Source organism: Pantoea rodasii (assembly GCF_002095465.1).
Lineage (GTDB): Bacteria > Pseudomonadota > Gammaproteobacteria > Enterobacterales > Enterobacteriaceae > Pantoea > Pantoea rodasii.
The window spans coordinates 253,600-276,405 of sequence record NZ_MLFP01000003.1; the positions used below are offsets into that span (position 1 = coordinate 253,600).

General features: G+C 50.0%; 21 protein-coding genes and 2 pseudogenes. 14 read left to right on the forward strand and 9 right to left on the reverse strand.

What is annotated here, in order from left to right; genetic code table 11:
- The first annotated feature begins 10 nt into the window (after positions 1 to 10).
- From iolE to HA45_RS05645, 3 genes and pseudogenes are all read left to right on the forward strand, one after another.
- Complete coding sequence (gene iolE / locus HA45_RS05635) at positions 11 to 922, forward strand: myo-inosose-2 dehydratase (RefSeq protein ID WP_100703844.1); 912 nt, start codon at positions 11 to 13, stop codon at positions 920 to 922.
- Positions 922 to 1,730: pseudogene (locus HA45_RS05640) on the forward strand (SDR family oxidoreductase). Before iolE ends, HA45_RS05640 begins: the two are co-directional and overlap by 1 nt.
- A 30-nt stretch (positions 1,731 to 1,760) precedes the next feature.
- Positions 1,761 to 2,165, forward strand: coding sequence for a hypothetical protein (locus HA45_RS05645; protein WP_128598900.1), 405 nt, complete (start codon positions 1,761 to 1,763; stop codon positions 2,163 to 2,165).
- 146 nt (positions 2,166 to 2,311) lie between these two features.
- Here the strand turns inward: HA45_RS05645 and HA45_RS05650 are convergent, their stop codons facing one another.
- Together HA45_RS05650 and HA45_RS05655 are read right to left on the reverse strand one after the other, a co-directional pair.
- Entirely contained in the window at positions 2,312 to 3,802 is a 1,491-nt protein-coding gene (locus HA45_RS05650) for a prolyl oligopeptidase family serine peptidase (RefSeq protein ID WP_211280903.1), read from the reverse strand.
- A gap of 107 nt (positions 3,803 to 3,909) precedes the next feature.
- Positions 3,910 to 4,563, reverse strand: coding sequence for an O-methyltransferase (locus tag HA45_RS05655; RefSeq protein ID WP_240629280.1), 654 nt, complete (start codon positions 4,561 to 4,563; stop codon positions 3,910 to 3,912).
- A 114-nt stretch (positions 4,564 to 4,677) separates the two neighbouring features.
- Between HA45_RS05655 and HA45_RS05660 the strand changes: the two genes are divergently transcribed.
- A complete protein-coding gene (locus HA45_RS05660) occupies positions 4,678 to 5,346 on the forward strand; it encodes a TetR/AcrR family transcriptional regulator (protein WP_240629279.1) in 669 nt (222 codons plus the stop codon).
- 63 nt (positions 5,347 to 5,409) lie between these two features.
- Here HA45_RS05660 and HA45_RS05665 read toward each other — a convergent pair.
- Positions 5,410 to 6,436 (reverse strand): annotated as a pseudogene (locus tag HA45_RS05665) (methionine synthase).
- A 27-nt stretch (positions 6,437 to 6,463) separates the two neighbouring features.
- Positions 6,464 to 7,438, reverse strand: a complete 975-nt coding sequence (locus tag HA45_RS05670) for a DUF1852 domain-containing protein (RefSeq protein WP_100703839.1) — start codon at positions 7,436 to 7,438, stop codon at positions 6,464 to 6,466.
- Between the two features lie 963 nt (positions 7,439 to 8,401).
- Between HA45_RS05670 and HA45_RS05680 the strand changes: the two genes are divergently transcribed.
- The 5 genes from HA45_RS05680 (at position 8,402) to HA45_RS05700 (ending at position 13,335) form a co-directional block, all read left to right on the forward strand.
- Positions 8,402 to 10,675, forward strand: a complete 2,274-nt coding sequence (locus HA45_RS05680) for a FepA family TonB-dependent siderophore receptor (RefSeq protein WP_240629278.1) — start codon at positions 8,402 to 8,404, stop codon at positions 10,673 to 10,675.
- Positions 10,676 to 10,995: 320 nt separating this feature from the next.
- Positions 10,996 to 11,430, forward strand: coding sequence for a DUF4174 domain-containing protein (locus tag HA45_RS05685; RefSeq protein ID WP_100703837.1), 435 nt, complete (start codon positions 10,996 to 10,998; stop codon positions 11,428 to 11,430).
- Between the two features lie 177 nt (positions 11,431 to 11,607).
- On the forward strand, positions 11,608 to 12,252 hold the full coding sequence (locus HA45_RS05690) for an SDR family oxidoreductase (RefSeq protein ID WP_244563395.1): 645 nt from the start codon (positions 11,608 to 11,610) through the stop codon (positions 12,250 to 12,252).
- Between the two features lie 97 nt (positions 12,253 to 12,349).
- A complete protein-coding gene (locus tag HA45_RS05695) occupies positions 12,350 to 12,781 on the forward strand; it encodes a hypothetical protein (protein WP_100703835.1) in 432 nt (143 codons plus the stop codon).
- A 5-nt stretch (positions 12,782 to 12,786) separates the two neighbouring features.
- Positions 12,787 to 13,335, forward strand: coding sequence for an RNA polymerase sigma factor (locus HA45_RS05700; protein WP_100703834.1), 549 nt, complete (start codon positions 12,787 to 12,789; stop codon positions 13,333 to 13,335).
- 62 nt (positions 13,336 to 13,397) lie between these two features.
- Here the strand turns inward: HA45_RS05700 and HA45_RS05705 are convergent, their stop codons facing one another.
- Complete coding sequence (locus tag HA45_RS05705) at positions 13,398 to 14,417, reverse strand: MBL fold metallo-hydrolase (RefSeq protein ID WP_100703833.1); 1,020 nt, start codon at positions 14,415 to 14,417, stop codon at positions 13,398 to 13,400.
- Positions 14,418 to 14,572: 155 nt separating this feature from the next.
- On the opposite strand from HA45_RS05705, the gene HA45_RS05710 reads away from it, so the two are divergent.
- On the forward strand, positions 14,573 to 14,905 hold the full coding sequence (locus HA45_RS05710) for a gamma-glutamylcyclotransferase family protein (protein ID WP_100703832.1): 333 nt from the start codon (positions 14,573 to 14,575) through the stop codon (positions 14,903 to 14,905).
- Here the strand turns inward: HA45_RS05710 and HA45_RS05715 are convergent.
- Complete coding sequence (locus tag HA45_RS05715) at positions 14,865 to 15,932, reverse strand: LLM class flavin-dependent oxidoreductase (RefSeq protein WP_100703831.1); 1,068 nt, start codon at positions 15,930 to 15,932, stop codon at positions 14,865 to 14,867. The two genes, HA45_RS05710 and HA45_RS05715, sit on opposite strands and share 41 nt — an antisense overlap.
- 102 nt (positions 15,933 to 16,034) lie before the next feature.
- Positions 16,035 to 16,931, reverse strand: coding sequence for an ABC transporter six-transmembrane domain-containing protein (locus HA45_RS05720; protein WP_100703830.1), 897 nt, complete (start codon positions 16,929 to 16,931; stop codon positions 16,035 to 16,037).
- Positions 16,932 to 17,022: 91 nt separating this feature from the next.
- On the opposite strand from HA45_RS05720, the gene HA45_RS05725 reads away from it, so the two are divergent.
- Positions 17,023 to 17,595, forward strand: a complete 573-nt coding sequence (locus HA45_RS05725; protein ID WP_100703829.1) for a TetR/AcrR family transcriptional regulator — start codon at positions 17,023 to 17,025, stop codon at positions 17,593 to 17,595.
- 19 nt (positions 17,596 to 17,614) lie between these two features.
- On the opposite strand, the gene HA45_RS05730 is transcribed toward HA45_RS05725, so the two are convergent.
- On the reverse strand, positions 17,615 to 17,821 hold the full coding sequence (locus HA45_RS05730; protein WP_128598901.1) for a hypothetical protein: 207 nt from the start codon (positions 17,819 to 17,821) through the stop codon (positions 17,615 to 17,617).
- Between the two features lie 404 nt (positions 17,822 to 18,225).
- Here HA45_RS05730 and HA45_RS05735 point away from each other — a divergent pair, with 404 nt between their 5' ends.
- The 3 genes from HA45_RS05735 (at position 18,226) to HA45_RS05745 (ending at position 21,798) form a co-directional block, all read left to right on the forward strand.
- On the forward strand, positions 18,226 to 19,026 hold the full coding sequence (locus HA45_RS05735) for a MetQ/NlpA family ABC transporter substrate-binding protein (RefSeq protein WP_100703827.1): 801 nt from the start codon (positions 18,226 to 18,228) through the stop codon (positions 19,024 to 19,026).
- Between the two features lie 317 nt (positions 19,027 to 19,343).
- The gene (gene kup / locus HA45_RS05740) at positions 19,344 to 21,212 is read left to right on the forward strand and encodes a low affinity potassium transporter Kup (RefSeq protein ID WP_100703826.1); all 1,869 of its coding nucleotides are present in this window, start codon (positions 19,344 to 19,346) and stop codon (positions 21,210 to 21,212) included.
- A 280-nt stretch (positions 21,213 to 21,492) separates the two neighbouring features.
- Positions 21,493 to 21,798 (forward strand): YdgH/BhsA/McbA family protein, encoded by a 306-nt coding sequence (locus HA45_RS05745; RefSeq protein ID WP_100703825.1) that lies wholly within the window; start codon positions 21,493 to 21,495, stop codon positions 21,796 to 21,798.
- Between the two features lie 26 nt (positions 21,799 to 21,824).
- On the opposite strand, the gene HA45_RS05750 is transcribed toward HA45_RS05745, so the two are convergent.
- Positions 21,825 to 22,784 carry a LysR family transcriptional regulator gene (locus HA45_RS05750; RefSeq protein ID WP_100703824.1) on the reverse strand — a complete coding sequence of 320 codons (960 nt, stop codon included), beginning with the start codon at positions 22,782 to 22,784 and terminating at the stop codon, positions 21,825 to 21,827.
- Positions 22,785 to 22,806 lie beyond the last annotated feature (22 nt).

The following is a 22,806-nucleotide window of genomic DNA, read 5'->3' on the forward strand; positions in this document are numbered from 1 at the left end:
GAGTCATCAAATGCTTAAGGCCAAATTAGGTATTGCCCCGATTGCATGGTCCAACGACGACCTTCCTCAGCTTGGTGGGGACACACCGCTCTCTACCTGTTTGCGTGAGAGCCACCTTGCTGAATTTCAGGGCGTAGAAACCGGCGGGAAATTCCCTAAAACCAGCGAGCTATTGAAGCCTCTGCTGCGGGAATATCAGCTGGATCTGGTTTCAGGTTGGTATTCCGGCACTTTGCTGGATAACACCGTAGAAGACGAAATTAAGAAATCGCTGCCACAGATGCAGCTCTTCCGCGACTGCGGTGCGGTATGTCTGGTTTACGGTGAAACCGCCGGAACGATTCAAAATAAACAGGATGTACCGTTATCCAAACGCCGTCGTCTGTCCGATGCGCAACTCATCGAATACGGAAATAAACTTTCTCGTTTCGCTGAGTTCTGCACCGACTTCGGTGTTCCTCTTGCCTTCCACCATCACATGGGAACGGCGATTGAGGATGAGAATGATATCGATCGTCTGATGGCGGCAACCAGTAAAGACGTTGGGCTATTGTTTGATTCGGGACATCTGACGTTTGCGGGTGTGGATCCGCTCAGTATTCTGAAAAAACACGGCAGTCGCATCAATCATGTTCACACCAAGGATGTCAGGAAAGAGGTGTTAACTTCACTTGACTGGAATAAAGACAGTTTCCTTGATGCCGTGCTGAAAGGCGTTTACACCGTGCCTGGCGATGGGATGATTGATTTCGAGGCAATCACTCGCACCCTGGCAGAGATTGGCTATCAAGGCTGGTTTGTGGTGGAGGCCGAGCAGGATCCTGCCAAAGCCCCGCCACTGGAATATGCACGTATTGGAAATGGCACGCTGCGCAAATGTCTGAGCGCAGCGGGATACACTATTGTTGAAGGAATTATCTGATGACACAGTTTTCAGGAAAAGTTGCCGTCGTTACCGGTGGAACCCAGGGTTTAGGCGCCGCAATCGCTCGTCACTTTGCACAAAATGGCGCGGCTGGCGTGGTTATTTGTGGCCGTAATGAAGCCAAAGGCAAAGAGATTGCCGCCCGGCTGAATGCGGAAGGCGCAACCCGTGTTGAATTTGTCCGCGCCGATCTTTCCTCGGTAGAAGACTGCCGCAAAGTGGTGGCGACGACCGATGAAATTTTCAATCGCGTGGATATTTTGGTGAATGCCGGCGGGATGACCGATCGCGGAACCATCCTCGACACGGAACCCGAACTGTTTGATCAAATGTTCGCTACTAACGTGCGTGGTCCCTTCTTTCTGATGCAGGAACTATCAAAGTGATGCGTCGTGAGAAGATTGAAGGCAGCATCGTCAATATCTGCTCAATGTCATCATTGGCGGGCCAACCTTTTATTGCTGCGTACTGCTCTTCAAAAGGCGCACTGGCGACGCTAACGCGCAACACCGCCTATGCGCTGCTGCGTAACCGTATTCGCGTCAATGGTCTCAATATCGGTTGGATGGCATCCGAAGGCGAAGATCGCATCATGCGCACCTATCACGGCGCAGAAGAAAACTGGCTTGAAAAAGCAGCGGCAGAACAGCCATTTGGCCGTTTGATTTCGCCAGAAGAAGTGGCGCGTGCCGTGGCATTTCTTGCCAGCGAAGAGTCAGGGCTGATGAGCGGTTCGATGATCAATTACGATCAAACTATCTGGGGCGCCTATGACCAGGCGGATACGCCAGACAATCCTCTTTAATTAAATCTACCCGCGGTCAGCTTGTAAACAATGGCTGACCGCAAAACTGTCACTCATCAGTTGATTGAGGCTTTTATGAATATTCAACAACTCAGTGAGATACACTGTTTTTATACCCATTTCTTAGTAAAAATAAGACAACTCGAAACAAGCCAGGTTTACCGAAAACAAACCACCGCCTTTAAGAAGGCTGAATTATCTGAATGGCTTATTCATCACAAATCCGCCAAAACATTTGGTGAGCATGTCCGACATGAGATTTTCCATATGTTGGATCTGGTTGCATCGGAAGTCACCGTCAGCGACCTTGAGAAGAAAATAGGCAATTTAGAAAGTAATTGTGAAGGCATACGTCTGGAGCTTGAAGACAAATTATATTTAAACACCATCAAGCTCACGCCACAACGGCCACGTCGATTTTCAGCAAGCGCGTAAAATGCCTCACACGCCCTCACTTATTAGGGCGGCGTTGAAATGAATAACGCCATCCTTAACGGAACAAGATATTTGAGCATCAGCTGAATATTCAGCATAAAAAATTATGCTGAATATTTTTTCTATAGAGCGTCTGAATACGCTTCTCAGCTACACATCACCTCGCAGGGTGCTTTAGGCCTTTTTCTGCTGGAACAGCCATTCGCGAGCTTTTTGAATATAAAAAACTTTCGCGCAGAAGCCATGTGGTCAATGCCCTTAAACGTCAGGAAGGTGATATTGCCCTTCTCATCAAGATAGTTGTTTACCTGCTGAGTCAGTTTCTGCTGCTGATTGAGTGGAAAGATCAAGGCAGGATCCATTAACTCATCGGGCCGCGTGACCTGCGCGCCCGCCTTTTGCCATACCGGTACGCATTTTTCATTCCACGGCGTGGCTTTATTGTCATCCGAACCGGTTATGATCAGCAGCTTCTGGTCCGCTAGTGTCACGACATCTTTAGGGCGCTGCTGACCAGCAATGATCAATCCTGCGGCAAAGGTTTCTGGATGCCTTGCCATTAACCACAGTGACGTCATCGCCCCCATAGACCATCCCGTGCAGTAGACGCGTGAAGCATCAATTTTCAGGACTTTATCGCGACGGTCTTCCAGATTTGGATTGCCGTAATCCCAGGTATTGGTTAACAGGGATTGCACCAACCGCCAGGTATTTTCCACATCACTGGTGTGCTCCCAGTAATCGTTCATGGTGGTGCGCTCATAGCGTGGCGTGATCACGACGCATTCACGCTGCTCCTGCTCTTCCGGCAGACTCCAGATGGAGGCAATACATTGTTCGGTCAACGTCTGCGCACAGGTGCCATCGTAGCTGGTGCCCGAGTGAGTAATCGCCAGAACTAATGGATACGATTTATCTTCCCCGCCAGGCTGCAGAAATGATTTTGGTAAATAAATACTGTATTCAAGCCAGGCGGAACGCGTATCGTCCCACCACCAATGGTTTTGTTCCCAATCATCAACCCCGCGGATGACAACGTTATTTCCTCGAGAACCGCTGTTGTGCCACACAGTTTTGCTACCTGGGTATTCATGGCCTTTCAGTGTCTTCACCCCTTTGGCCTGCACAATTGAAACGATGTCACTGTCTGTGGTCGGCAGGCTCAAATCTGCATCATGGCTGAACTCAACGATGACATACTTGCCGGTCACGCTCGCCTGACTGGCTGATAGCGCGGGCTGAGAATGGGTGTAGATCGCCGCCACGGATCGATTGACGGGCGCGGCCTGAGTCGCGTTTTTGTCTGGCTCATTCGGCATGCCGGCAAAGAAACCCTCAGCAGCGGGAACCACGCTGGCTTTGAACGTGGTGTGGCTCAGGCTGGTGGGTTCAATCTCTACGTCATATTCAACGGCAATACCGTAGACCTTTTCCCCGCCGCCGGTGACTTCACACAACGCGAAAATGCGTTGTATCCCTGGTCCTTTTTTCTCGTTATCACTGACGCCGTTAACCGAGGCAGCCATAAATCCATTTTTATTTGCTGCCTGAGCAGCGCGTGGAATAGTGGCTGAAGATATAGCCCCAGCTAGCGCGGTGCCGGCAACCATAAATGTTCTTCGAGACATATTAGACATGTTATTTCCTTAATATCGTATGAGCATCATGCAGGCAATTTCCGCAAATCTTGCAACAGGCGCACAATCGCCTGCACCACGCTTTCACCTTCTCCCTGTGAAACGGATCAACTGATTTTTACAGCCAGCTCTGTGCCACGCTTAATCGGCAGCGTCAGTGAAATAAACCCATTAAGCGGATCGCGGATATATTCCAGAAAATCAGGCTCTGCATTGTCGTTGAGAATATAGCCTCCTACACGTAACTGCGGTGCGATGATTTCAATCATCTGTCGGGCCAGAGTGGGACCATCTGCTAATGGCCAGCCGTCGATCAGCGCGAAATCGATCGGGCCGCCGACATCTTTCAATGTCTCACGCGCGTCACCAATACGAATATCTACATAGCCGTCCAGATTAGCCGCCGCCAGATTGCTGCGTGCCGTCGCGGCTTTTGCCGCAACCAGTTCTGCACCAATCACTTCACCCCCGCCATTGTCACGCATCGCTGCGGCAAAATAGAGTGCCGACATACCCACGGACGTGGCGAAATCCACCACGCGGCTGGCTTTCATGGCACGACATAGCAAATAAATAAGATCGCCCTGTTCAGGATGGATAGAAAATCCGTAATCTGCGAACAGTTCAGGGTCTGGCGCACCCGGGCGCGAAAATGCCGCTGCATCAGGGCGTTTGCGACGCGCATTCATTTCACTGATCACACTTAAAACCAGTGGGTCACGAATGGCTGAGCCTTTGTAATCCATCGTTGGGTGATTCATAGGACATTCTCCAGGGCCACGTTACAATCCACAATAAGATGCAAATAGTTTGCTAAACTTAATGGTACCTATCAAGTACCATAATCAATACAAAGTGACTGGAATGTGTAATCAATGATGAAAAAGAGTGACTCACAGCCCTCTGCGCTGCGCGGACGCCCCAAAACTCAGGATGAAGCTAGCCGCCGACAAAGCATCATCTCGCATGCCTTTCAGGCCTTTATTGAGTTGGGTTTTGCTCAGACCAGCACTGCGGAAATTGCCCGGCGCGCCAAAATATCTAAACGCACGCTCTATGAGGCTTTCAGTGATAAAAAGGCGTTGTTTGCAGCGGTCATCAAACAACATCGCCATCTGTTGCTGGACTTGCCCAGACCCAAAGATGAGCAACATCCGCTAGATGAGACCCTGTTTGAAATTTTTCGCCTTAACATAAGCGAAGATGAATTTCTCGAACGAGACGCGATTCTGCGTTTGATGACTCGCGAATCGATACTTTTCCCGGAGCTTTCAGACTATCTGTATGAGTCCAGGGCAGTCCGATCGCGCGAACTTCTAATGGAATGGTTGCAGACAACCGCCAATGAAAAGCATCTGCCGTTAGATGATGTTGAGATGGTTGCCGGTCTGCTGATGGATGTGGTTTTCGGTGCGCTTGTGCCTCACCGCCGCGTCAGTCAAACCGAAGAAAGACAAAAAATAACCGCGCATATTAAACGCCGTATTCAGATAATTTTGCTGGGCACAGGATGGCTGAATGAGGCTGCATCTCAGCAAGCGTAACGAATGGGGAAACAATAAGATAAGACCGGGAAAGGCTTCCCGGTCTGAATGCTGAACTGGATATTACTCGGTCAGTTCTTTACGCACGATGCTGCGCCTGCGCTTAACGCTTCCAGCTTGCCTCTGGCAACACTGCGCGACAGCGGCGTCATGCCACAGTTGGTCGAAGGATAAAGCTTATCAGCATCGACAAACTGCAGTGCTTTACGCAGAGTATTCGCCACTTCTTCGGCCGTTTCGACGGTGTTAGTCGCCACATCAATGGCGCCGACCATCACTTTTTACCGCGAATCAGTTCAATCAGATCCATCGGAACGCGCGAGTTTTGGCATTCCAGTGAAATGATATCGATATTCGATTTCTGCAGTTTAGGGAACACTTCTTCGTATTGACGCCATTCCGTGCCCAGCGTTTTCTTCCAGTCTGTATTGGCCTTAATACCGTAACCGTAGCAAATGTGCACTGCGGTTTCACACTTCAGGCCTTCGACTGCACGCTCTAATGCGGCAATACCCCAGTCATTCACCTCATCAAAGAACACATTAAATGCCGGCTCATCGAACTGGATAATATCGACGCCAGCCGCTTCTAATTCTTTGGCTTCCTGATTCAGGATTTTGGCAAATTCCCAGGCCAGTTTCTCGCGGCTCTTGTAATGGGCATCATAGAGCGTATCGATCATTGTCATAGGGCCTGGTAACGCCCATTTGATCGGTTGCTTAGTTTGCTGACGTAAGAATTTAGCATCTTCAACAAACACCGGTTTTTGACGGGTAACTTCGCCCACCACGGTTGGTACACTCGCATCGTAACGATTACGAATTTTAACAATCTCACGCTTCTCAAAATCGACACCGCTGAGGTGCTCAATGAAGGTGGTAACAAAGTGTTGGCGCGTCTGCTCGCCATCACTCACAATATCGATACCCGCCAGCTGTTGATCCTGCAGGGACAAAAGCAGCGCATCCCTTTTGCCGTCAACTAATTCATCGCCCTGCAATTTCCATGGAGACCACAATGTCTCTGGCTGTGCCAGCCATGAAGGCTTCGGTAAGCTGCCAGCCGTTGAAGTGGGTAACAAAATTTTCATGCTAAAAAACCTTTTGTATTGGGTTAATCAAAGAACGTAATGAGCAGACCATTGCTCAAGAACAGACTGGTAAGGTTTGATGAAGTGCTCTTCGGTAAACTTACCCTGCTCAATAGCCAATTGGCTACGTTCTTCACGATCGTAAACAATGCGCGTTAAGGAATGATCCTGGTTATTCAGACTTGGCTGATAACACTGCCCTGCCGCAGAATTCGCGTTATAAATCTCAGGACGATAAATCTTCTGGAAAGTCTCCATCGTGCTGATGGTGCTGATCAGTTCGAGATCCGTGTAGTCATTCAGCAAATCGCCGGTGAAATAAAATGCTAAAGGCGCGACGCTGTTTGCTGGCATGAAATAGCGAGCCTGCAATCCCATTTTATTGAAGTAATGATCGGTCAGAGACAGCTCATTTTGCTGATATTCGTACCCTAAAACAGGATGCTGATATTCTGTACGCTGATAAATGTTCTTACTCGATACGCTCAGACAGATAACCGGCTTTTTATTGAAGTTCTCCTGATAGACAGGCGAATTGACGAAGCTTTTAAACAGATTCCCGTGCAGCTCACCAAAGTTTTCCGGCAGGCTAAATCCAGATTTTCCGTTATTCGCTTCTAATAAACGCACACTGAAATCGTAATCGCGCACATAGGAGGAAAAGTTATTTCCCACGATCCCGGCGATACGTTGATGCGTTTTTTTATCAACAATGTGGGTTTTCAGAATTTCAATCACCGGGAACGTTTTACCGTTGCCTTCAACATCAATTTCAGCGGAAACGATCTCAAGTTCTACAGAGTAACGGTCCCCTTTCGGGTTGTCCCAATGTGCGAGCGAATTGAAACGATTATCGATCATCATTAAGGCATTGCGCAGATTCCCCTGGCGGCTGCTGCCACGGGCCAGGTTAGCAAAGTTAGTGGTGATGCGCGTGTTTCCTGAGGGATTGTAATTCTCATCGAAACGGGTGCTCTTAATGGTAAATTTAAAATCGTTCATCGCAATCTGGTTTCCTGAATGCTGATATAAAACCTGAAGGGTTATGTCGCGTTCCCATTCATTACTGCCGTTGTTACCCGGCAAGTTTTATATTGTCTTAAGTCAATATCGATGCACAATTTATGCCAGACTCCGCTTGCAAGGAAAAGTGATTATATTTCACTGGAACATGAGCTAAGTTCATGTTCCTGATAGCGGCAAAATTGGGTAGGGGAAAAGGAGCAGCAAAAGCGGACCAAAACCGGGGATCATGGCCTCTGCACGGTAGCCAAGTGGTTGTTTACGGGTTGTTCAACTTAGCCCAGTACACTCCGCGATAAGGCCAATGATAAAAATCGTCAAAAATCTGTTTCATCGTCAGTTCAGGATCGATATCATCAAAGGAGTGTGGATATTCCGTTATGCATGCCAACCATGGACGGTCCGCTGGTGACCAAAGGCGAATTAACCTTCTTCCACGGCTTACTGGACTATTAATTGCGTGCTGGATAACAACACTGCAACAAGCTGTGGCGTGTCCCTTAACCAGTGGATGGACAAGGCGCTCCGAAGACTTATTTCGGTGAAGACGGTAAGCAGTATGTGGTGGTGGTCGAAGGCAGCGCACCGGCACCAATGACAATCGTGGCGATGATGTGATCGCTTACGTACTACCATCATCCATCGTTTTCCGGATCAAATCCTTTTTAATCTGGCTATTCTCACCTGCGTACTGTTAGCCACCCCCCCTTCTCATCTTCCTCAGACAGGGCGATATTGCCCTTTGTCGCCTGGATTAGCGCCTCCACAATTTGTCCTTAATTACGCGAATGTCACGCTCAATTGCAATGCCCAGGGCAAGACATGTAAACAACCACCATCAGACATGTCCAAATATTACAAATCTAACAATAATGCGAATGATTATGATAATTATTCTCTTCCTCGCTTTATATGTAACTAATAATAACCCGGTGTAACTTTATGTCTTTAAAATCTGGTGTAAGGAAAACGACCCTTTCTATTCTGATTGGGATGATCGTTCATAGTGGTGCCCTGCTGGCTGCTGAAACGAATAGCACTTTATCTCTCGAAAATAACCAGAGTGATAACGAGAACGTTATTTCAGCAAAGAAAAAGGAAAAAGCCGCGACCAATGAAAATGACATGGTCGTCAGTGCAAAAGCGGAAAATGTATTAAAACAGCAGGCCGGTGCTTCGTTGATAACCAAGGAAGATCTTGAACGCAATCCGCCAGTGAACGATCTCTCCGATATTATCCGCAGAATGCCGGGGGTTAATTTAACCGGCAATAGTGCCACGGGCAGCCGAGGGAATAACCGCCAAATCGATATTCGCGGTATGGGACCGGAAAACACCTTAATACTGATTGATGGCGTGCCTGTATCCTCACGCAGTTCCGTTCGCTACAGCCGAACCGGCGAGCGCGACACGCGCGGCGACAGCAACTGGGTGCCTGCTGAAATGGTCGATCACATTGATGTGCTGCGTGGCCCTGCTGCAGCGCATTATGGCTCGGGCGCCATGGGCGGCGTGGTGAATATCGTCACTAAGCGACCGACCAATGACTGGCACGGCTCGCTATCGTTGTTTACTAATCAGCCTGAAGACAAAGATGAAGGCTCGACTAAACGCATGAACTTTAGTTTGAGTGGCCCGCTTATTGATGACGTATTGACCATGCGCGTTTACGGCAATATCAATAAAACCGATGCTGATGCTTATGATATCAATACCAACGAAAATGGTTCCTATGCTGCTGGTCGCGAAGGAGTAAGAAATCGCGATATCAGCACCTCTCTGCAGTGGAAGATTAACGAGCAGCAATATCTCGATTTCAATTATGCCTACAGCCGTCAGGGTAATATCTACGCGGGTGATACCCAATACAGTCTGAGTAATCTCAGTACGCTGGTTCCGACCTTATACGGCGCGGAAACCAACCGCATGTATCGTCAGGCCTATAGCCTTATTCATAATGGCATTTGGGATTGGGGCCAATCAAAACTCACACTGAGTTATGAAGATACGCACAACACACGTCTGGCCGAAGGCTCTACGGGCAAGGTCGAAGGTATGATCAACAGTGATACCTATAACACCAGCCGCTATAAAACCTGGCGCATCAACAATGAATACACCGTTCCGTTCACCTTATGGGTGGATAACACCCTAACCGTGGGCGCCGAGTGGAACAAAGAACAGCTCAACGATCCTTCAGCGATGCAGGAAACGGATGCCACGGGTATTGATATTAATGGCGTCTCGGGCGATCCCTCACAGCGCAGTAGCAAAAATAGTCAGGAACTGAGTGCAGTCTATCTCGAAGATACTATTGATGCCTTTGATGGCACCACCCTGATACCTGGTTTGCGCCTTGATTACAGCGATCGCTTTGGTGCCAACTGGAGTCCAAGTCTTAACCTGCAGCAAGCGCTGAGTGACACCGTGACCTTGAAAGCGGGTATCGCACGCGTATTCAAAGCACCGAACCTCTATCAATCCTCAGAAGACTACCTGCTGGCAAGCAGCGGTAATGGTTGCAGCGTCAGCGGCAGCAATGGTTGTTACCTGATGGGTAATGGCGATTTGAAGCCAGAAGTCAGTATCAATAAAGAGATTGGCTTACAGTGGAATGATGCTGGCTACGCAGCCGGACTGACCTACTTCCGCAATGATTATCAGAACAAGATTGTGGCAGGCTCAGACTCGCTGGGCTCAGTGGCGGTTGCGGGTTCCTGGTACTCTTCAACTTACGATATCTACCAGTGGCAGAACGGCGGTAAAGCGCTGACGCAGGGCCTGGAAGGCAATTTGACCCTCCCATTAGTTGAAGACACCCTGAACTGGCGTACCAATGCCACCTACATGTTCACCTCGAAATATAAATCGACCGGCAATCCGCTGTCACTGATCCCGAAATATACCGTGAACAGCTGGCTGGAGTGGCAGGTGACAGATGCATTGTCTGCGACCCTGAGCTGGACGATGTATGGTCGCCAACATCCGCGTACCACCGCCGAGATTCGTAAAGAAGCGAGCGGCTTATCGGATAAAGAAGTGGGGGCCTATGCAATTTACGGTGTCGGTGTGAATTATGAGCTGAATAAAAACCTTCGCTTCAGCGCGGGCGTGAGTAATCTGCTGAATAAACAAATCTACCGTGAAAATGAAGGCGCATCGACTTATAACGAGTCCGGCCGCGCCTATTATGCCGGTGTGACGACCTCATTCTGACCCACTGTTGAGCCTCTGCGGGGGCTCATGTAGCAACGGTGACGTGATTCATCATCACCCTTCGTTTCCAGGCGGTTTTTTAAAATGTAATTGGTGTCTTATTGCACCCGCCATCGCCAGGGTTGGCAATGGCGGGTATTACAGAGATGTGGGCCAGATTGCTTTCCGTTATCCTGCAAGGCTTATAACGCCTTGCGGATTGTGTACCTACGATGAATAGAAAAGTAAAAATACGTGAAGAGCCTCTTCAATGCGCACGATTCCGCTAGTCTTTCATGATGCTCAGTTGCTCAACGCATCCATAGGGGAGAAATCAGATCATGCCATTCATAACCCGCCCAATTCATACCGTAATTTTGCTTCTCAGCGTGTTCGCCGGAGCGGCCAGCGCAGCGGACTCAACGTTGTTTCGCCCGCTATCGCCAGAGACCGCCGATCTCAATACCTATCGCTGGCACAATCGTCCCGTGGTTATTTTTGCGCCTTCAAAACAAGATTCGCGATATCAACAGCAAATCACGCTGCTGGAAAGCCAGAAAACGGCCCTGACTGAACGCGATATCATCGTGCTCAGTGATACCTCACCAGGTGATAAAGGACAATTGCGATCTCAACTCAAGCCAAAGGGTTTTGAAGTGGTGCTGGTGGGGAAAGATGGCGGAATGAAACTGCGCGAAACCACGCCTTTGAGTGCTGAAGTTCTGCTATCAACTATCGATAATATGCCGATGCGCAAAACAGAACGTCATCAATAAACTTGCATCGGGTAGATCCACGGATTTCACTGAGTCATAAGTTAAAAACATTTAGGCATTTGTCTCCTGGTCACCCATTGATTACTTTGGAGTTTTGCAGGAGAAAAGAGATGACAGCATCCTCATTACCGGTCGCCGTCGTGACCGGGGGGTAACAGTGGCATTGGGCTTGAAACAGTGAAGTTGTTGGCAAGCGACCATCAGGTGTATGCCATAGGACGCAAACCGGCGACATTACAGGCGTTGGAAGCCCTGACCAATGTGGTGCCGGTGGCACTGGATATTACGGACTTCAGTGCACTTGCGACGTTCACTGCCTCCTTGCGTCAGGTGGATATTTTGGTGCATTCGGCCGCAATATCAGTTCCCAGCACCACCCTCGACGCCACGCCTGATCTGTGGCAACAACATTTGAACATCAACGTTGTGGCGCCTGCCGAACTGACGCGACAGTTGCTTCCCGCACTGCGGCAATCCCACGGCAAAGTGGTGTTTATTAATTCGGGTTCTGGCACGCTGGCATTGGCAGGTCATGTGGTGTATTCCGCATCGAAATTTGCCCTCACCGCGCTGGCGCATGCTCTTCGAACCGAAGAGAGTGAACACGGCGTGCGAGTTGCCACTGTCGCGCCGGGACCGACGGATACGCCCATGAACCAACGTTCACGTGAACAGCAAGGTAACCTTGCCGCAATCGATCCACGGGACTATCTGGCGGCCGCATCGGTGGCTCGTGCTGTACGCTTTATCGTTGATAGCCCGGAAGATACCCAGATTGCCGATATTGTGGTGCGGCCACGGCGTGATAAGGCTCAGCGCTAGATTTCAATTTTTTTAAATTTCTTAGCAATATTCTCATCGCTCATTCGTCTACTTCATCACAGGCCAACTTCGGCTACTGTAATGAGGAAGAATGACAATGAGAGATTTTGATATGCACAGACATCACCGTGGTTCCCATTTTGGCGGTCATCGCATGATAAAACCGCTGCTAATCGGCGTGGTGATTATCGCGGCGCTTGGACTGCTGGTGATGTCGTTGTGGAATGCCGTACTGCCCGCCATTATCGGCGTAAAGGCCATTGGCTTTTGGCAAGCGCTTGGGCTGTTGGTGTTGTGCCGCATCCTGTTTGGTGGTTTAGGTTTCCGTCCGGGTATGTTTGGCATGGCGCGACGTCGCATGCATGAACGCTGGATGCAAATGACGCCAGAACAGCGTGAAGAGTTTATGCAGCATCGCCGTGAACGTTCACATCGTGGGCGCCGCGACCGCTGTGACTGGCACGGCCGCCGCGATGAGGCTCGTTCACCCAACGGTGAAAACACGTCTAAACCCGCAGACGCAGAGTAACCCTGATGGCGCAGGATTCACTGCTGATCTCCGCGTTAAACGCCTGTCGGTCAACATTACGTGCATTTATTCGCGGCCGCACTTCGGTGCGTGAAGACGCCGACGATATCCTGCAGGAAGTGACTTACAAGCTGATGCAGGTGGAGCAACCGGTGGAAAATGTTGCGGCCTGGTTGTTCCGCGCCGCACGCAATGAAATGACCGACCGGGCACGTAAAAAGCGTGAGTTGCCGTTTGCCGATGTTTTTAGCGCTGATGATGAAACCGATTTTCCGGAAGACGAGCTGGCAGAAACGCTGTTTGGCGTACCGCAAACACCTGAAGATGAATATCTCAAAGCCATGTTGTGGGATGAACTGGAAGAAGCCCTGGCCGAGTTACCGGAAGTACAGCGCGATGTGTTCGAGAAGACTGAGTTGCTGGGTTACAGCTACAACGAGTTGGCCGAAGCGAGCGGGACCAGCGTACAGGCCCTGCTATCACGCAAACATAAGGCGGTGCTGGCCCTGCGTACGCGATTACGCAGTCTGTATGACGCGCTCACCGTCGAATAAGTGATTAACCTGTCGAGGCGGCCCTTAGGCCGCCTGCAAAATAACTGCTCACAACAATGTATTCACCACCAGGCTGCTTCTTCCTGAGGCTGCAGAATATTCACGCCCTGCCCGATTTTAGGCAGAGACAATTTGATCTGCTGTTCACGCGCCAGCGCCACGATCTGCTTGAAAGGGTCGTTCCAATGATGGAAAGCCAAATCAAAGGCCGCGTTGTGAATGGGCAATAACCATTTCCCCTGCAAATCCTGAAAGGCGCGAAGAGTATCGCTGGGCAACATATGGATATCGGCCCAGCGGCTGTCGTACGCCCCGTTCTCCAGGCAGGCAACGTCAAAGGGGCCATATTTTTGACCAATCTCTTTGAAGCCGGGGAAATAACCGGAATCACCGCCAAAGAACAGACGAAATTCGTCGCTGATAATACTCCACGAGCACCATAACCGTTTATTACTATCAAACAGTCCACGGCCAGAAAAATGTTGCGCGGGCGTAGAGACAAAATGCAGTGCCCCAATATCGACGGACTGCCACCAATCCAGCTGCGTGATTTTCTCTTGCGCCACGCCCCATTTCACCAGTAAATCTCCCACGCCCAACGGCGTCAGGAAATAACGTACGCGATCTTTTAGCTGCATTATCGTTTGGTAATCGAGGTGATCGTAATGATCGTGCGACAAAATGATCCCTTCAATTGGCGGCAGCGCGTCCAACTCAATCGGTGCAGGCTGAAAACGTTTGGGACCTAACCACTGGAATGGGGAAGCGCGCAGAGTAAAGACCGGATCGGTCAGCCAATATTTGCCTTGCAGTTTTAACAATAACGATGAGTGTCCCAAACGAAATACGCTGTTATCCGCTGCATCGGCAAGCGTCTGAGCAGTGATATTCAGCACGGGTAAGGTCTGCGCAGGCACGCTCTCTTTGGGTTTATTAAACGCCAGATCCCAAAACATCTTCACATAATCGCTGACTTTCAACGACTGGCGCGGAGCGACATTAGCAAAGCGTTTCCCATCAAACTGCGGGGACTGTGGGTAGCCTTTGAGGGTGCAACGGGAAATGCTGGAGCAATTCAACATTGATCTTTTACCTGTCGACATAGATGCTTCAGAATAACGACTTTTGATGAATGCCATAGGACATTAAGGGCGGTCTTGCCAAAAATCGCCCTTACAGATGAGAATTAGGCTCGCCAGGACTAAAGTGCCTGTTTACATTGATTTCACGGGGAAAAATGAAACCATTATTTGTTTACGGCACCCTACAACCGGGCCAATCAAATGCACACATACTGGAAAGCATCGGCGGCGAGTGGTTAGCCGGTAGCGTCAACGGCGTGTACTATGCGCGTGGCTGGGGACTCGCAGCAGACTTTCCAGGTATCGTATTGCATAACGACGCCCCGCCGGTGAACGGCTACCTGTTCTTCTCGGCACGTCTTCCCGACTATTGGCCGATGCTAGACGAGTTTGAAGGCGGTTACGACCGTGTCGAAGTTGACGTCACTTCCCTCGAGGGTGAAAAAATTACCGCGTGGATTTACCAGCTTCAGCCACCGCAGGCGTGAGCACGGCTTTAGGCTTCCATCCCAGCGCGGGCGCCACGCCAACGATGAAATCTCTGATTATCTGACTGTACTCCTCGTTGGAGAACTCATACGGCAGTTCCACGCGAAACTCATCGACCTCGCGCAAAATCGGATCGTTGATTAACTGCGCGACGATTTCCTCGCTGCTTCCCACAATATCCTGAGAAAAAAGAATGCGTCTGGGACCTTGCGGTTCCAGCGTGCGCTGATGGCGGCTGGCGGCGAAATCCTGATAACGCTTGATGGTTGCAGGGCTCGCGCTATCCGTAGGAATGATCACCCGCCCGGCAGCAATGCGCGGCTGACGTTCTGCCTGATCGGGCCAGTGCTGGCGAAAGGTGTTTATCAACGCCAGCTGGGCCTGGTGGTAATCAAGGCTCACTTCTGCCGAGGTTAAATTACCGATCAATAAATTGAATTGATTCTCTGCCGCCCACTGAATTGACCGATGGGAATGACCACCGTACCACAGCCGATCTTTCAGGCCCGGCGATGGCGGCTGCACACGAGGTCGTTGACGATTGCCAGGCGAAATAACGTAGGTCTCATCATCGCCAAAATAGCGGCCACTGAGATTTTGCTGCAATCGTTTCAGGCGTGCATAACTGAAGTCCTGCTGCCGCCAGTCACCATGGAAAACATCATCACCAATGAGCTCAACGTGATTAGGTGTGCCCGCGCTTAATCCAACATTGAGCCGCCCAGCGGCTAACACATCAACGGTTAGCAGATCCTCCGCCAGGCGAAACGGGCTTTCAAAGCCCATCTGAATCACCGCGCTGCCCAGTTCAATTTGCTGGGTACGCTGTGTGGCGGCCGCCAGGAACACGCTGGCGGAAGAAACGCCGTGTTCCAGATGCCGCTGCCGAACCCACGCGCCGTTGTAACCCAGCGCCTCACCCAGGGAAATTAATTGCAGCGTTTCTTCCAGCCCCTGATGTGGGGCGTCATCCGCATAATTACCCGGAGTGAGAAATGAAAGATGAGAAATATTAACTGTCGACATCGGCTTATCCTGTTCATCCTGATGACGCAAAGTATGGCGGCTACGGATGGCCGGAAGAAATAAGCGATTCGGCACTGGTTATCTGATTAATACCTATACCTGTTAATCAACCATTCCGGTATTGACCCGTTTGCCTATCTCTTTCAGTTGTGAATACTTCTCCAGTAATGACGGGCCATCATCCAGGCTCATGGCAAACATCCATAAATAGGTCATCACCGAGTAAATATGGCCCGCGCTCATACCGCCTTTCAACGCCATCACACTGATGGTGACACCAAATAGCAGTGCGGAGGCAACACCAATCGATAAATAGCCTATCGCTTCGCGGTCCGACAAACGGATCCTCACCTGCGCCAGGAAGTGATAATGGCGATGCAGTTTCTGTTCCCCAGCGGTGCTGACGAATCCGACTTCTCGCTCTAAGCGGTCGTTCATTCGCCCAATAAGCGATTCATTTTTACGTGTATAGCTGGGTAAAAACCCCGCAAACAGCAGCAACACGGCAAGACATGCCAATCCAGCCCAAGGTTCTATGGTGAGTAACATCACCACTGCGCCACACATTGAAGCCACCGACGTGATCAACATCGGGAGATGAGTTTCAAAGAAGTCGACAAACTGACGTGACAACGTCACTCTAGCGGCAATGGCCGAGTGGCTATGTGCCTCTTCACGCTGAGCAAGAATGACTGGCACGGCTAAGCCCGCGTAGATACGCGCAAAGGTGCGGGTGTCCATGGTGCGACGTGCGGCACCGATGACCCACATAACCAGCACCAAACAGGCATAAAATAGCCCGTGCAGTGCATTTCCCTGGGTGATGGCGTTGATGGCGAAACCCGCCAGTAAAGGATAAAGCAGGTAGACAACGTTTTCGGCAATCACCAACATCAGTGTTAGCAGCAATTTTCGCTTGTGACGTTTCGCCAGCACTTTCAAGGTATTAAGAGCGCTGCGTGAGGCCACGCTTGGTATATTTTCAGGTATGATTTGCATAAGATTAAGTTTGAAAGAATAATTTTGAGCGGTTGCTCAAAAGTGGCGAAAGTGTATTTGAGCACTTGCTCAAAGTCAACGGTAGGTGGTTATGAAAGAAACAGCGGCGGAGTTGCGCGACAAGATCCTCGATACTGCGGTGGCGCTTTTTATTGAGCGAGGTTTGGAAAATGTGAAGACTCGCGAGCTGACCACGCAGTTAGGCTTGTCGCGCAGTCATATCTATCATTACTTTTCGGATTGGGCGTCGTTGAGCCTGGAAGCCTGCGCGCGCTTTGCGCAAAAGGACCTGCAGGAATTTACGCAGCAAATTGGCCAACTGCTTTTTGCCGAGCGGTTGGAAGCATTCATTACCAATTATCTGCCCCTTGAACCGGACGCCGTGTGGCAGCTGTACAGCTCGCTCTGGCGTAAAGCCACGACGGAAGCCGCCTATGCCGAACTGGCCACCCAGGTTACGCAACAGTGGCAGTCATTAATGACCGGTATCATTCGTGAAGGGATAAGTGCTGGGGTTTTTCGTGCCACCGATGCAGAACAGGTGGCGCGTCAGTTGAGCGCGATGCTGAACGGCTATGCGGATTTATTGATTGTGGTTCAGGAAGCTGAAGCGCGGGAACAGGCGATTAGCGATCTGCATGCCTTTATTAAACTCGCGCTTTAATTTAGGTCGTTATTTTGTTTTAGGACGCTGTGACTGACGTGTCCGATTTGGCGACAAAATACTGCTCGTGTTTATCAATAGTGACACCGCGTTCGCGCCAGTAAGCGGCCATATTGAAGAACGCATCGCTGGTTAAATTGAAGCCAATGATAACCGAAGGGTGCTTACCACTACTGAGAAACGCGTTTAACTGTTCCATATTTAACGCTTTAACAGACTCCATCATCTTCTCCCGATCTATAACAAGATAATCTGCATCAACAGATTATCTTGTTAGTCGCCTGGTGCACAATGCAGTTATATTAATATTACAGTTTGCGATAAATCCCATGACGGATGCGTGCAACTCGCAACTAAACCCGCAGTTTACCTGCTTAATGAGATCGATCTCAGCACATAAAAGTGTGATCTATCTGCTAAGCGAAGCGAAAAGGTGTGATTTTACTGAATGGTTTCTTGATGGATATATCAGCAACCCACAATGTAAATAACCGGTATTAATTACAATTTGCTATGAGTTAGCGAATTTTTGTACTGGGCAAATTTCAAGCGAACGCACCGACGGTGGATGTACAGACGTCCAGACGTATATTATAGTCGGTCCCCTACGTTACTTAGGGGCCTGTTGCCATGAACAAATTACTCGTTACCACCCTGCTTGCTGCTGCAGTTTCACTGCTCAGCGCCTGCGATAACAACAAAGATAACGCGATCAAAGTCGCGATTAATACCGGTCCTGACGAAGCGCTCTGGCAAACCGTTAAACAGGTCGCTCATGACAAATATGATCTGGATGTGGATGTGGTTGCGTTCAACGATTACGTGCAGCCAAACGAAGCGCTGTTCAACAAAGATGTCGATGCCAACGCTTTCCAAAGCCTGCCTTATCTGGCAATGCAGACTAAAGAGCGTGGCTATAAGTTCGCGGTCGTCACTAACACGTTTGTATTTCCGATTGCCGGCTATTCCCGCAAAATAAAAGCCCTGAATGCACTGCCGGATGGCGCGACCATCACCATTTCTAACGAAGCCACCACCCTTGGCCGTAGCCTGCTGCTGTTGCAAGCTCAGGGACTAATAAAAGTGAAACCGGAAGCTGGCCTGCTGCCAACCTCACTGGATATCATCGATAACCCTAAGAAGCTGAAAATTGTTGAAGTGGATACACCGCAACTGGCGCGTACGCTTGACGATCCACAGGTTTATATTTCCATCATTAACAACAACTTTGCCGCGCTGGTTAACCTTTCCGCGTCTAAAGATGGCATGTTTATGGAAGGTAAAGCGTCGCCATACGTTAATGCGATCGTGGCGCGTGAAGACAACAAAGACAGTGCCAATGTGCAGAAGTTGAAAGAAGCGTTCCAGTCACAGGCCGTGCTGGATAAAGCGAACGAAATCTACAAAGGCGATATCATTAAAGGCTGGTAATAACATCTCAACGAGCCGCGCATTAACCTTTGGCGCGGCTTTCTTTAACTCTTGATACACCCCTTCCTCTCTCTTCTTGTCTCTATAATATCTTTAGCCATGTTGTGATGACTGCTTATCATTTTTGCGCACAGTACTGTCTATTCTGAGTTTAAAAAACAAACCGCCGTATAAAAATGTCGTAAAAATATTGCTGTCAGGCGTAAAAATGCAGTGCATAAAACCACCATCCGCTATTAACCGATGGGGTAAACAGGTATGTTCGCCGTCACAGACACAGCCATCGCCGTTCCACGCTGATAAGAAACAGGAAATTTATGAGTCAGACTGCAAAACAGTCTCTGCCTGCAGGCATGTTGGCCGCCGCAGGGATCGTGTTTGGTGACATAGGTACCAGCCCGCTCTATACCCTAAAAGAGTGCCTGTCGATTCTTCCCGACGGCTCGGTATCAACCACCGCCGTGATGGGTTTCCTGTCACTGATTTTCTGGGCTTTAACGCTGATTGTGACGTTGAAATACGTGTGCTTTGTTATGCGTGCCGATCATGATGGCGAGGGCGGCATTCTCACATTAATGTCACTGGCTCGTCGCAACGTTAGCCCAAAGATTGGCCACATCATCGTACTCGCGGGGCTGACGGGTGGCGCGTTCTTCTATGGCGATGGCATTATCACCCCAGCAATTTCGGTGCTTTCAGCCATCGAAGGCATGGAGGTGGTTTCACCCCATCTCGGTAAATATGTTGTCCCGCTAGCGGTGGTGATCCTCACCCTGCTGTTCATCATCCAGAAACACGGTACTGAAAAAGTCAGTAAGGTGTTTGGTCCGGTGATGTTTATCTGGTTTGCGTCGATCGGCTTATTGGGTATTCGCGGTATCGCGCTGAATCCCACCGTATTACACGCACTTAACCCCAGCTACGCGTTAACGTTCTTACTTACGCACGAGACGCTGGCCTTCGCGGCGTTGGGCATGGTGGTTCTGGCCGTGACCGGTGCTGAAGCGCTGTACGCTGATATGGGCCATCTTGGCAAAGCGCCAATACGCATGGCGTGGCTGGTCATCGCCATGCCTGCATTGGTGCTTAACTACTTTGGTCAGGGCGCGCTGGTGATTGCGGATGCGCAGGCGGTCAACAACCCCTTCTTTAACCTGGCACCGGGCTGGGGCCAGATCCCCCTGATAGTTCTATCAACACTGGCCACCGTGATTGCCGCGCAGTCGGTTATCACCGGCGTGTACACGTTGACGCATCAGGCGATACGCCAGGGTTTCCTGCCGCCAATGCGCATTGTGTTCACCTCACACACCGAATCCGGCCAGATTTACATTCCGGTGGTCAACTGGCTGCTTTTTGTGACAGTGACGGTAATTGTGTTGGCGTTCCGTCAGTCGTCGGCCCTCTCCTCCGCTTACGGTATTGTGGTCACCGGCACCATGGTCATCACCGCCTGCCTGGCCGGAGTCGTGGCACTGCGCAATTGGAAGTGGCCATTGCCATTGGCAGTGATTTTTCTGCTGTGCATGCTCACCATTGATGTGCCGTTGTTTGCGGCTAACCTGATGAAACTGCTATCAGGCGGTTGGGTACCGGTATTAATGGCGCTGACCATGATGGGTTTGATGCTGATCTGGAGCACTGAACGTAACCGGTTGATCAGAAAATTGAACAACGATCCGGACAGCCTGCAGGCACTGGTTAAATCACTGGAAACCAACCCGCCAAGCCGTGTGCCAGGTACTGCAATCTTCCTTGCCCGTAAAGAGTTTGAGATTCCGCAGGCGCTGTTGCACAACCTCAAACACAACCGCGTGTTACATCAACGCGTGGTATTGCTGAACATCCGCACCACCGATACCCCACGCGTGCACAACCAACAGCGCATTACGATCACCCAACTGTCACCGTCCTTCTGGCAGGTCACAGCGGCCTATGGTTGGCGTGAAGTGCCTTCGATGGCGGAAGTATTGCACCTGTGCGGACTGGAAGGATTTGGTTGTACCGTGAATGAGGCTTCTTTCTTTACCTCGCACGATACGCTGGTGATGAAGAAACGTCGGGGGCTGGCGCGGGTTAAAGGCGTCATATTCCATTTCTGTCAGCGCAATGCTCTGCGTGCGCATGAACAATTCAATATTCCCCCGAATCGGGTGATTGAGTTAGGCGGACAACGCGAGTTTTAACAAATTGGGGCGTAATTTACGCCCCTACGCTTTTATTTGCCCCGCCTAAATGTAACCAGATGAAAGAATATTCCCGAAAGTTTAACGGAGTTGTGGCTGAACTTTTCTTAACAACTAATTAGCAATTAAAGCTAAAACGCATAACCTCAAAAGGTGTTTATTAAGCCTACCGGCGCGGATTACCTGCCGTGCGCAACTGCCGGGTGTTAATAAACCAACCATCAACAATAAAACGCGTAGCTTAGCAATCGGCTCTGTTGTTATTTCGAGGAGTAAGACCATGAAAGAACTTATTAACGATGTTATTTCTATCTTCACACCGCAAAATGTTAAACCGGTGATTGTTCGCGCAGATTTAACCCATCGCGAATTATCATCCATTCATCCTGTGGGCTTCACTTCCGTAAGCTGGGCTACCTCGATGGAAGATTTAACTGACGCGATAGTGAAAAAAACGCTCGCCGCCGGTGCCGTGGGTTATCACATCACCGATGTTGAATCCCATGAGCCGGGCCAGGATGGTCAGCATGTGATGGCAGCCACCGCCACCCTGTACCACATCAATAGCAAAGTGGCGTACGGCTAATGTTCATCAATTTGGTGCTATGGAATTTAAGCCTGCCACTCTCGTGACAGGCTTTTTTTTGCAAAGTACTCGACCAGGAAATCTATAAACACCTTAATGCGCGGCGATTCAGATGTCCGTTGCGTATACACCGCCCAAATATTCGCTTCCTGATACCACTGCGGTAAAACATGCACCAACTCACCTTTCGCCAGATGAGGTGCGACATCCCACGCCGAACGCAGCGCGATACCGTGTGACTTCAACGCCCAGTTTAAAATGACCTTGCCGCTATTTGATGAGTAATGACTATTAAGACGGCACAAAATCGGTTGTTTACCGTCAGTCAGCGTCCAATTACCAAAGCTGGTGTTCTTTTCATTGATAATAAGGCAACTGTGATGAATTAAATCATCCAGCGAGTTCAGTGAACCTGACCGCGCTAAATAATCAGACGATGCGCAAAGAATGCGGCGATTTGCGGCCAGTTTTCGCGCGATGTAGGCGTGATTAACATCATCGCCCACCTGAATATCCACATCAGTACCCGATTGCATCAAATCGATTTCACGATCGCTAAGCACCAGTTTGATATTTAGTGACGGGTGCAGCGTGATAAAAGCGGAGATGGCATCGGAAAGATAATCCTGTCCGAACCCCATTGAACAGCCGACACTCATCTCTCCGGTCAATTCACCGCGCCACTGCTGGAAATCATTAAGAAACGCCCCCATTTCCTGCACCACGTGCAGCGCCCCTTCCAGCGCTTTCTCACCTTCCGGGGTGAGGCGCATTACGCGATTGGTACGGAAAAATAGCCGCGTATCGAGTTGCTTTTCCAGAATGGCAATACGCTTGCTGATATAAGAGGGCGACTGGCCCAGTTCCACGGCAGCGCGACCGAAGCCATCATGGCGCGCCACGCTGATAAATACGTACAAATCTTCGATAGAAGGCCAGCCCTGAAGCGGCTTCTGAACGTTTTTTCCGGCGTGCATGAGCTTCATAGTGTCACAGGGTTTGCTAGCA

What these genes read in the sequence shown, in the direction of transcription:
- HA45_RS05730 (WP_128598901.1), bottom strand. Translation starts at nt 17,821, where the DNA reads ATGATGGAGTCTGTTAAAGCGTTAAATATGGAACAGTTAAACGCGTTT.
- HA45_RS05750 (WP_100703824.1), bottom strand. Translation starts at nt 22,784, where the DNA reads ATGAAGCTCATGCACGCCGGAAAAAACGTTCAGAAGCCGCTTCAGGGC.
- HA45_RS05680 (WP_240629278.1), top strand. Translation starts at nt 8,402, where the DNA reads ATGTCTTTAAAATCTGGTGTAAGGAAAACGACCCTTTCTATTCTGATT.
- HA45_RS05745 (WP_100703825.1), top strand. Translation starts at nt 21,493, where the DNA reads ATGAAAGAACTTATTAACGATGTTATTTCTATCTTCACACCGCAAAAT.
- HA45_RS05695 (WP_100703835.1), top strand. Translation starts at nt 12,350, where the DNA reads ATGAGAGATTTTGATATGCACAGACATCACCGTGGTTCCCATTTTGGC.
- kup (WP_100703826.1), top strand. Translation starts at nt 19,344, where the DNA reads ATGAGTCAGACTGCAAAACAGTCTCTGCCTGCAGGCATGTTGGCCGCC.
- HA45_RS05650 (WP_211280903.1), bottom strand. Translation starts at nt 3,802, where the DNA reads ATGTCTAATATGTCTCGAAGAACATTTATGGTTGCCGGCACCGCGCTA.
- HA45_RS05710 (WP_100703832.1), top strand. Translation starts at nt 14,573, where the DNA reads ATGAAACCATTATTTGTTTACGGCACCCTACAACCGGGCCAATCAAAT.
- HA45_RS05670 (WP_100703839.1), bottom strand. Translation starts at nt 7,438, where the DNA reads ATGAACGATTTTAAATTTACCATTAAGAGCACCCGTTTCGATGAGAAT.
- HA45_RS05660 (WP_240629279.1), top strand. Translation starts at nt 4,678, where the DNA reads ATGATGAAAAAGAGTGACTCACAGCCCTCTGCGCTGCGCGGACGCCCC.
- HA45_RS05705 (WP_100703833.1), bottom strand. Translation starts at nt 14,417, where the DNA reads ATGTTGAATTGCTCCAGCATTTCCCGTTGCACCCTCAAAGGCTACCCA.
- HA45_RS05715 (WP_100703831.1), bottom strand. Translation starts at nt 15,932, where the DNA reads ATGTCGACAGTTAATATTTCTCATCTTTCATTTCTCACTCCGGGTAAT.
- HA45_RS05685 (WP_100703837.1), top strand. Translation starts at nt 10,996, where the DNA reads ATGCCATTCATAACCCGCCCAATTCATACCGTAATTTTGCTTCTCAGC.
- HA45_RS05735 (WP_100703827.1), top strand. Translation starts at nt 18,226, where the DNA reads ATGAACAAATTACTCGTTACCACCCTGCTTGCTGCTGCAGTTTCACTG.
- HA45_RS05655 (WP_240629280.1), bottom strand. Translation starts at nt 4,563, where the DNA reads ATGAATCACCCAACGATGGATTACAAAGGCTCAGCCATTCGTGACCCA.
- HA45_RS05645 (WP_128598900.1), top strand. Translation starts at nt 1,761, where the DNA reads ATGGCTGACCGCAAAACTGTCACTCATCAGTTGATTGAGGCTTTTATG.
- HA45_RS05720 (WP_100703830.1), bottom strand. Translation starts at nt 16,931, where the DNA reads ATGCAAATCATACCTGAAAATATACCAAGCGTGGCCTCACGCAGCGCT.
- HA45_RS05725 (WP_100703829.1), top strand. Translation starts at nt 17,023, where the DNA reads ATGAAAGAAACAGCGGCGGAGTTGCGCGACAAGATCCTCGATACTGCG.
- HA45_RS05700 (WP_100703834.1), top strand. Translation starts at nt 12,787, where the DNA reads ATGGCGCAGGATTCACTGCTGATCTCCGCGTTAAACGCCTGTCGGTCA.
- iolE (WP_100703844.1), top strand. Translation starts at nt 11, where the DNA reads ATGCTTAAGGCCAAATTAGGTATTGCCCCGATTGCATGGTCCAACGAC.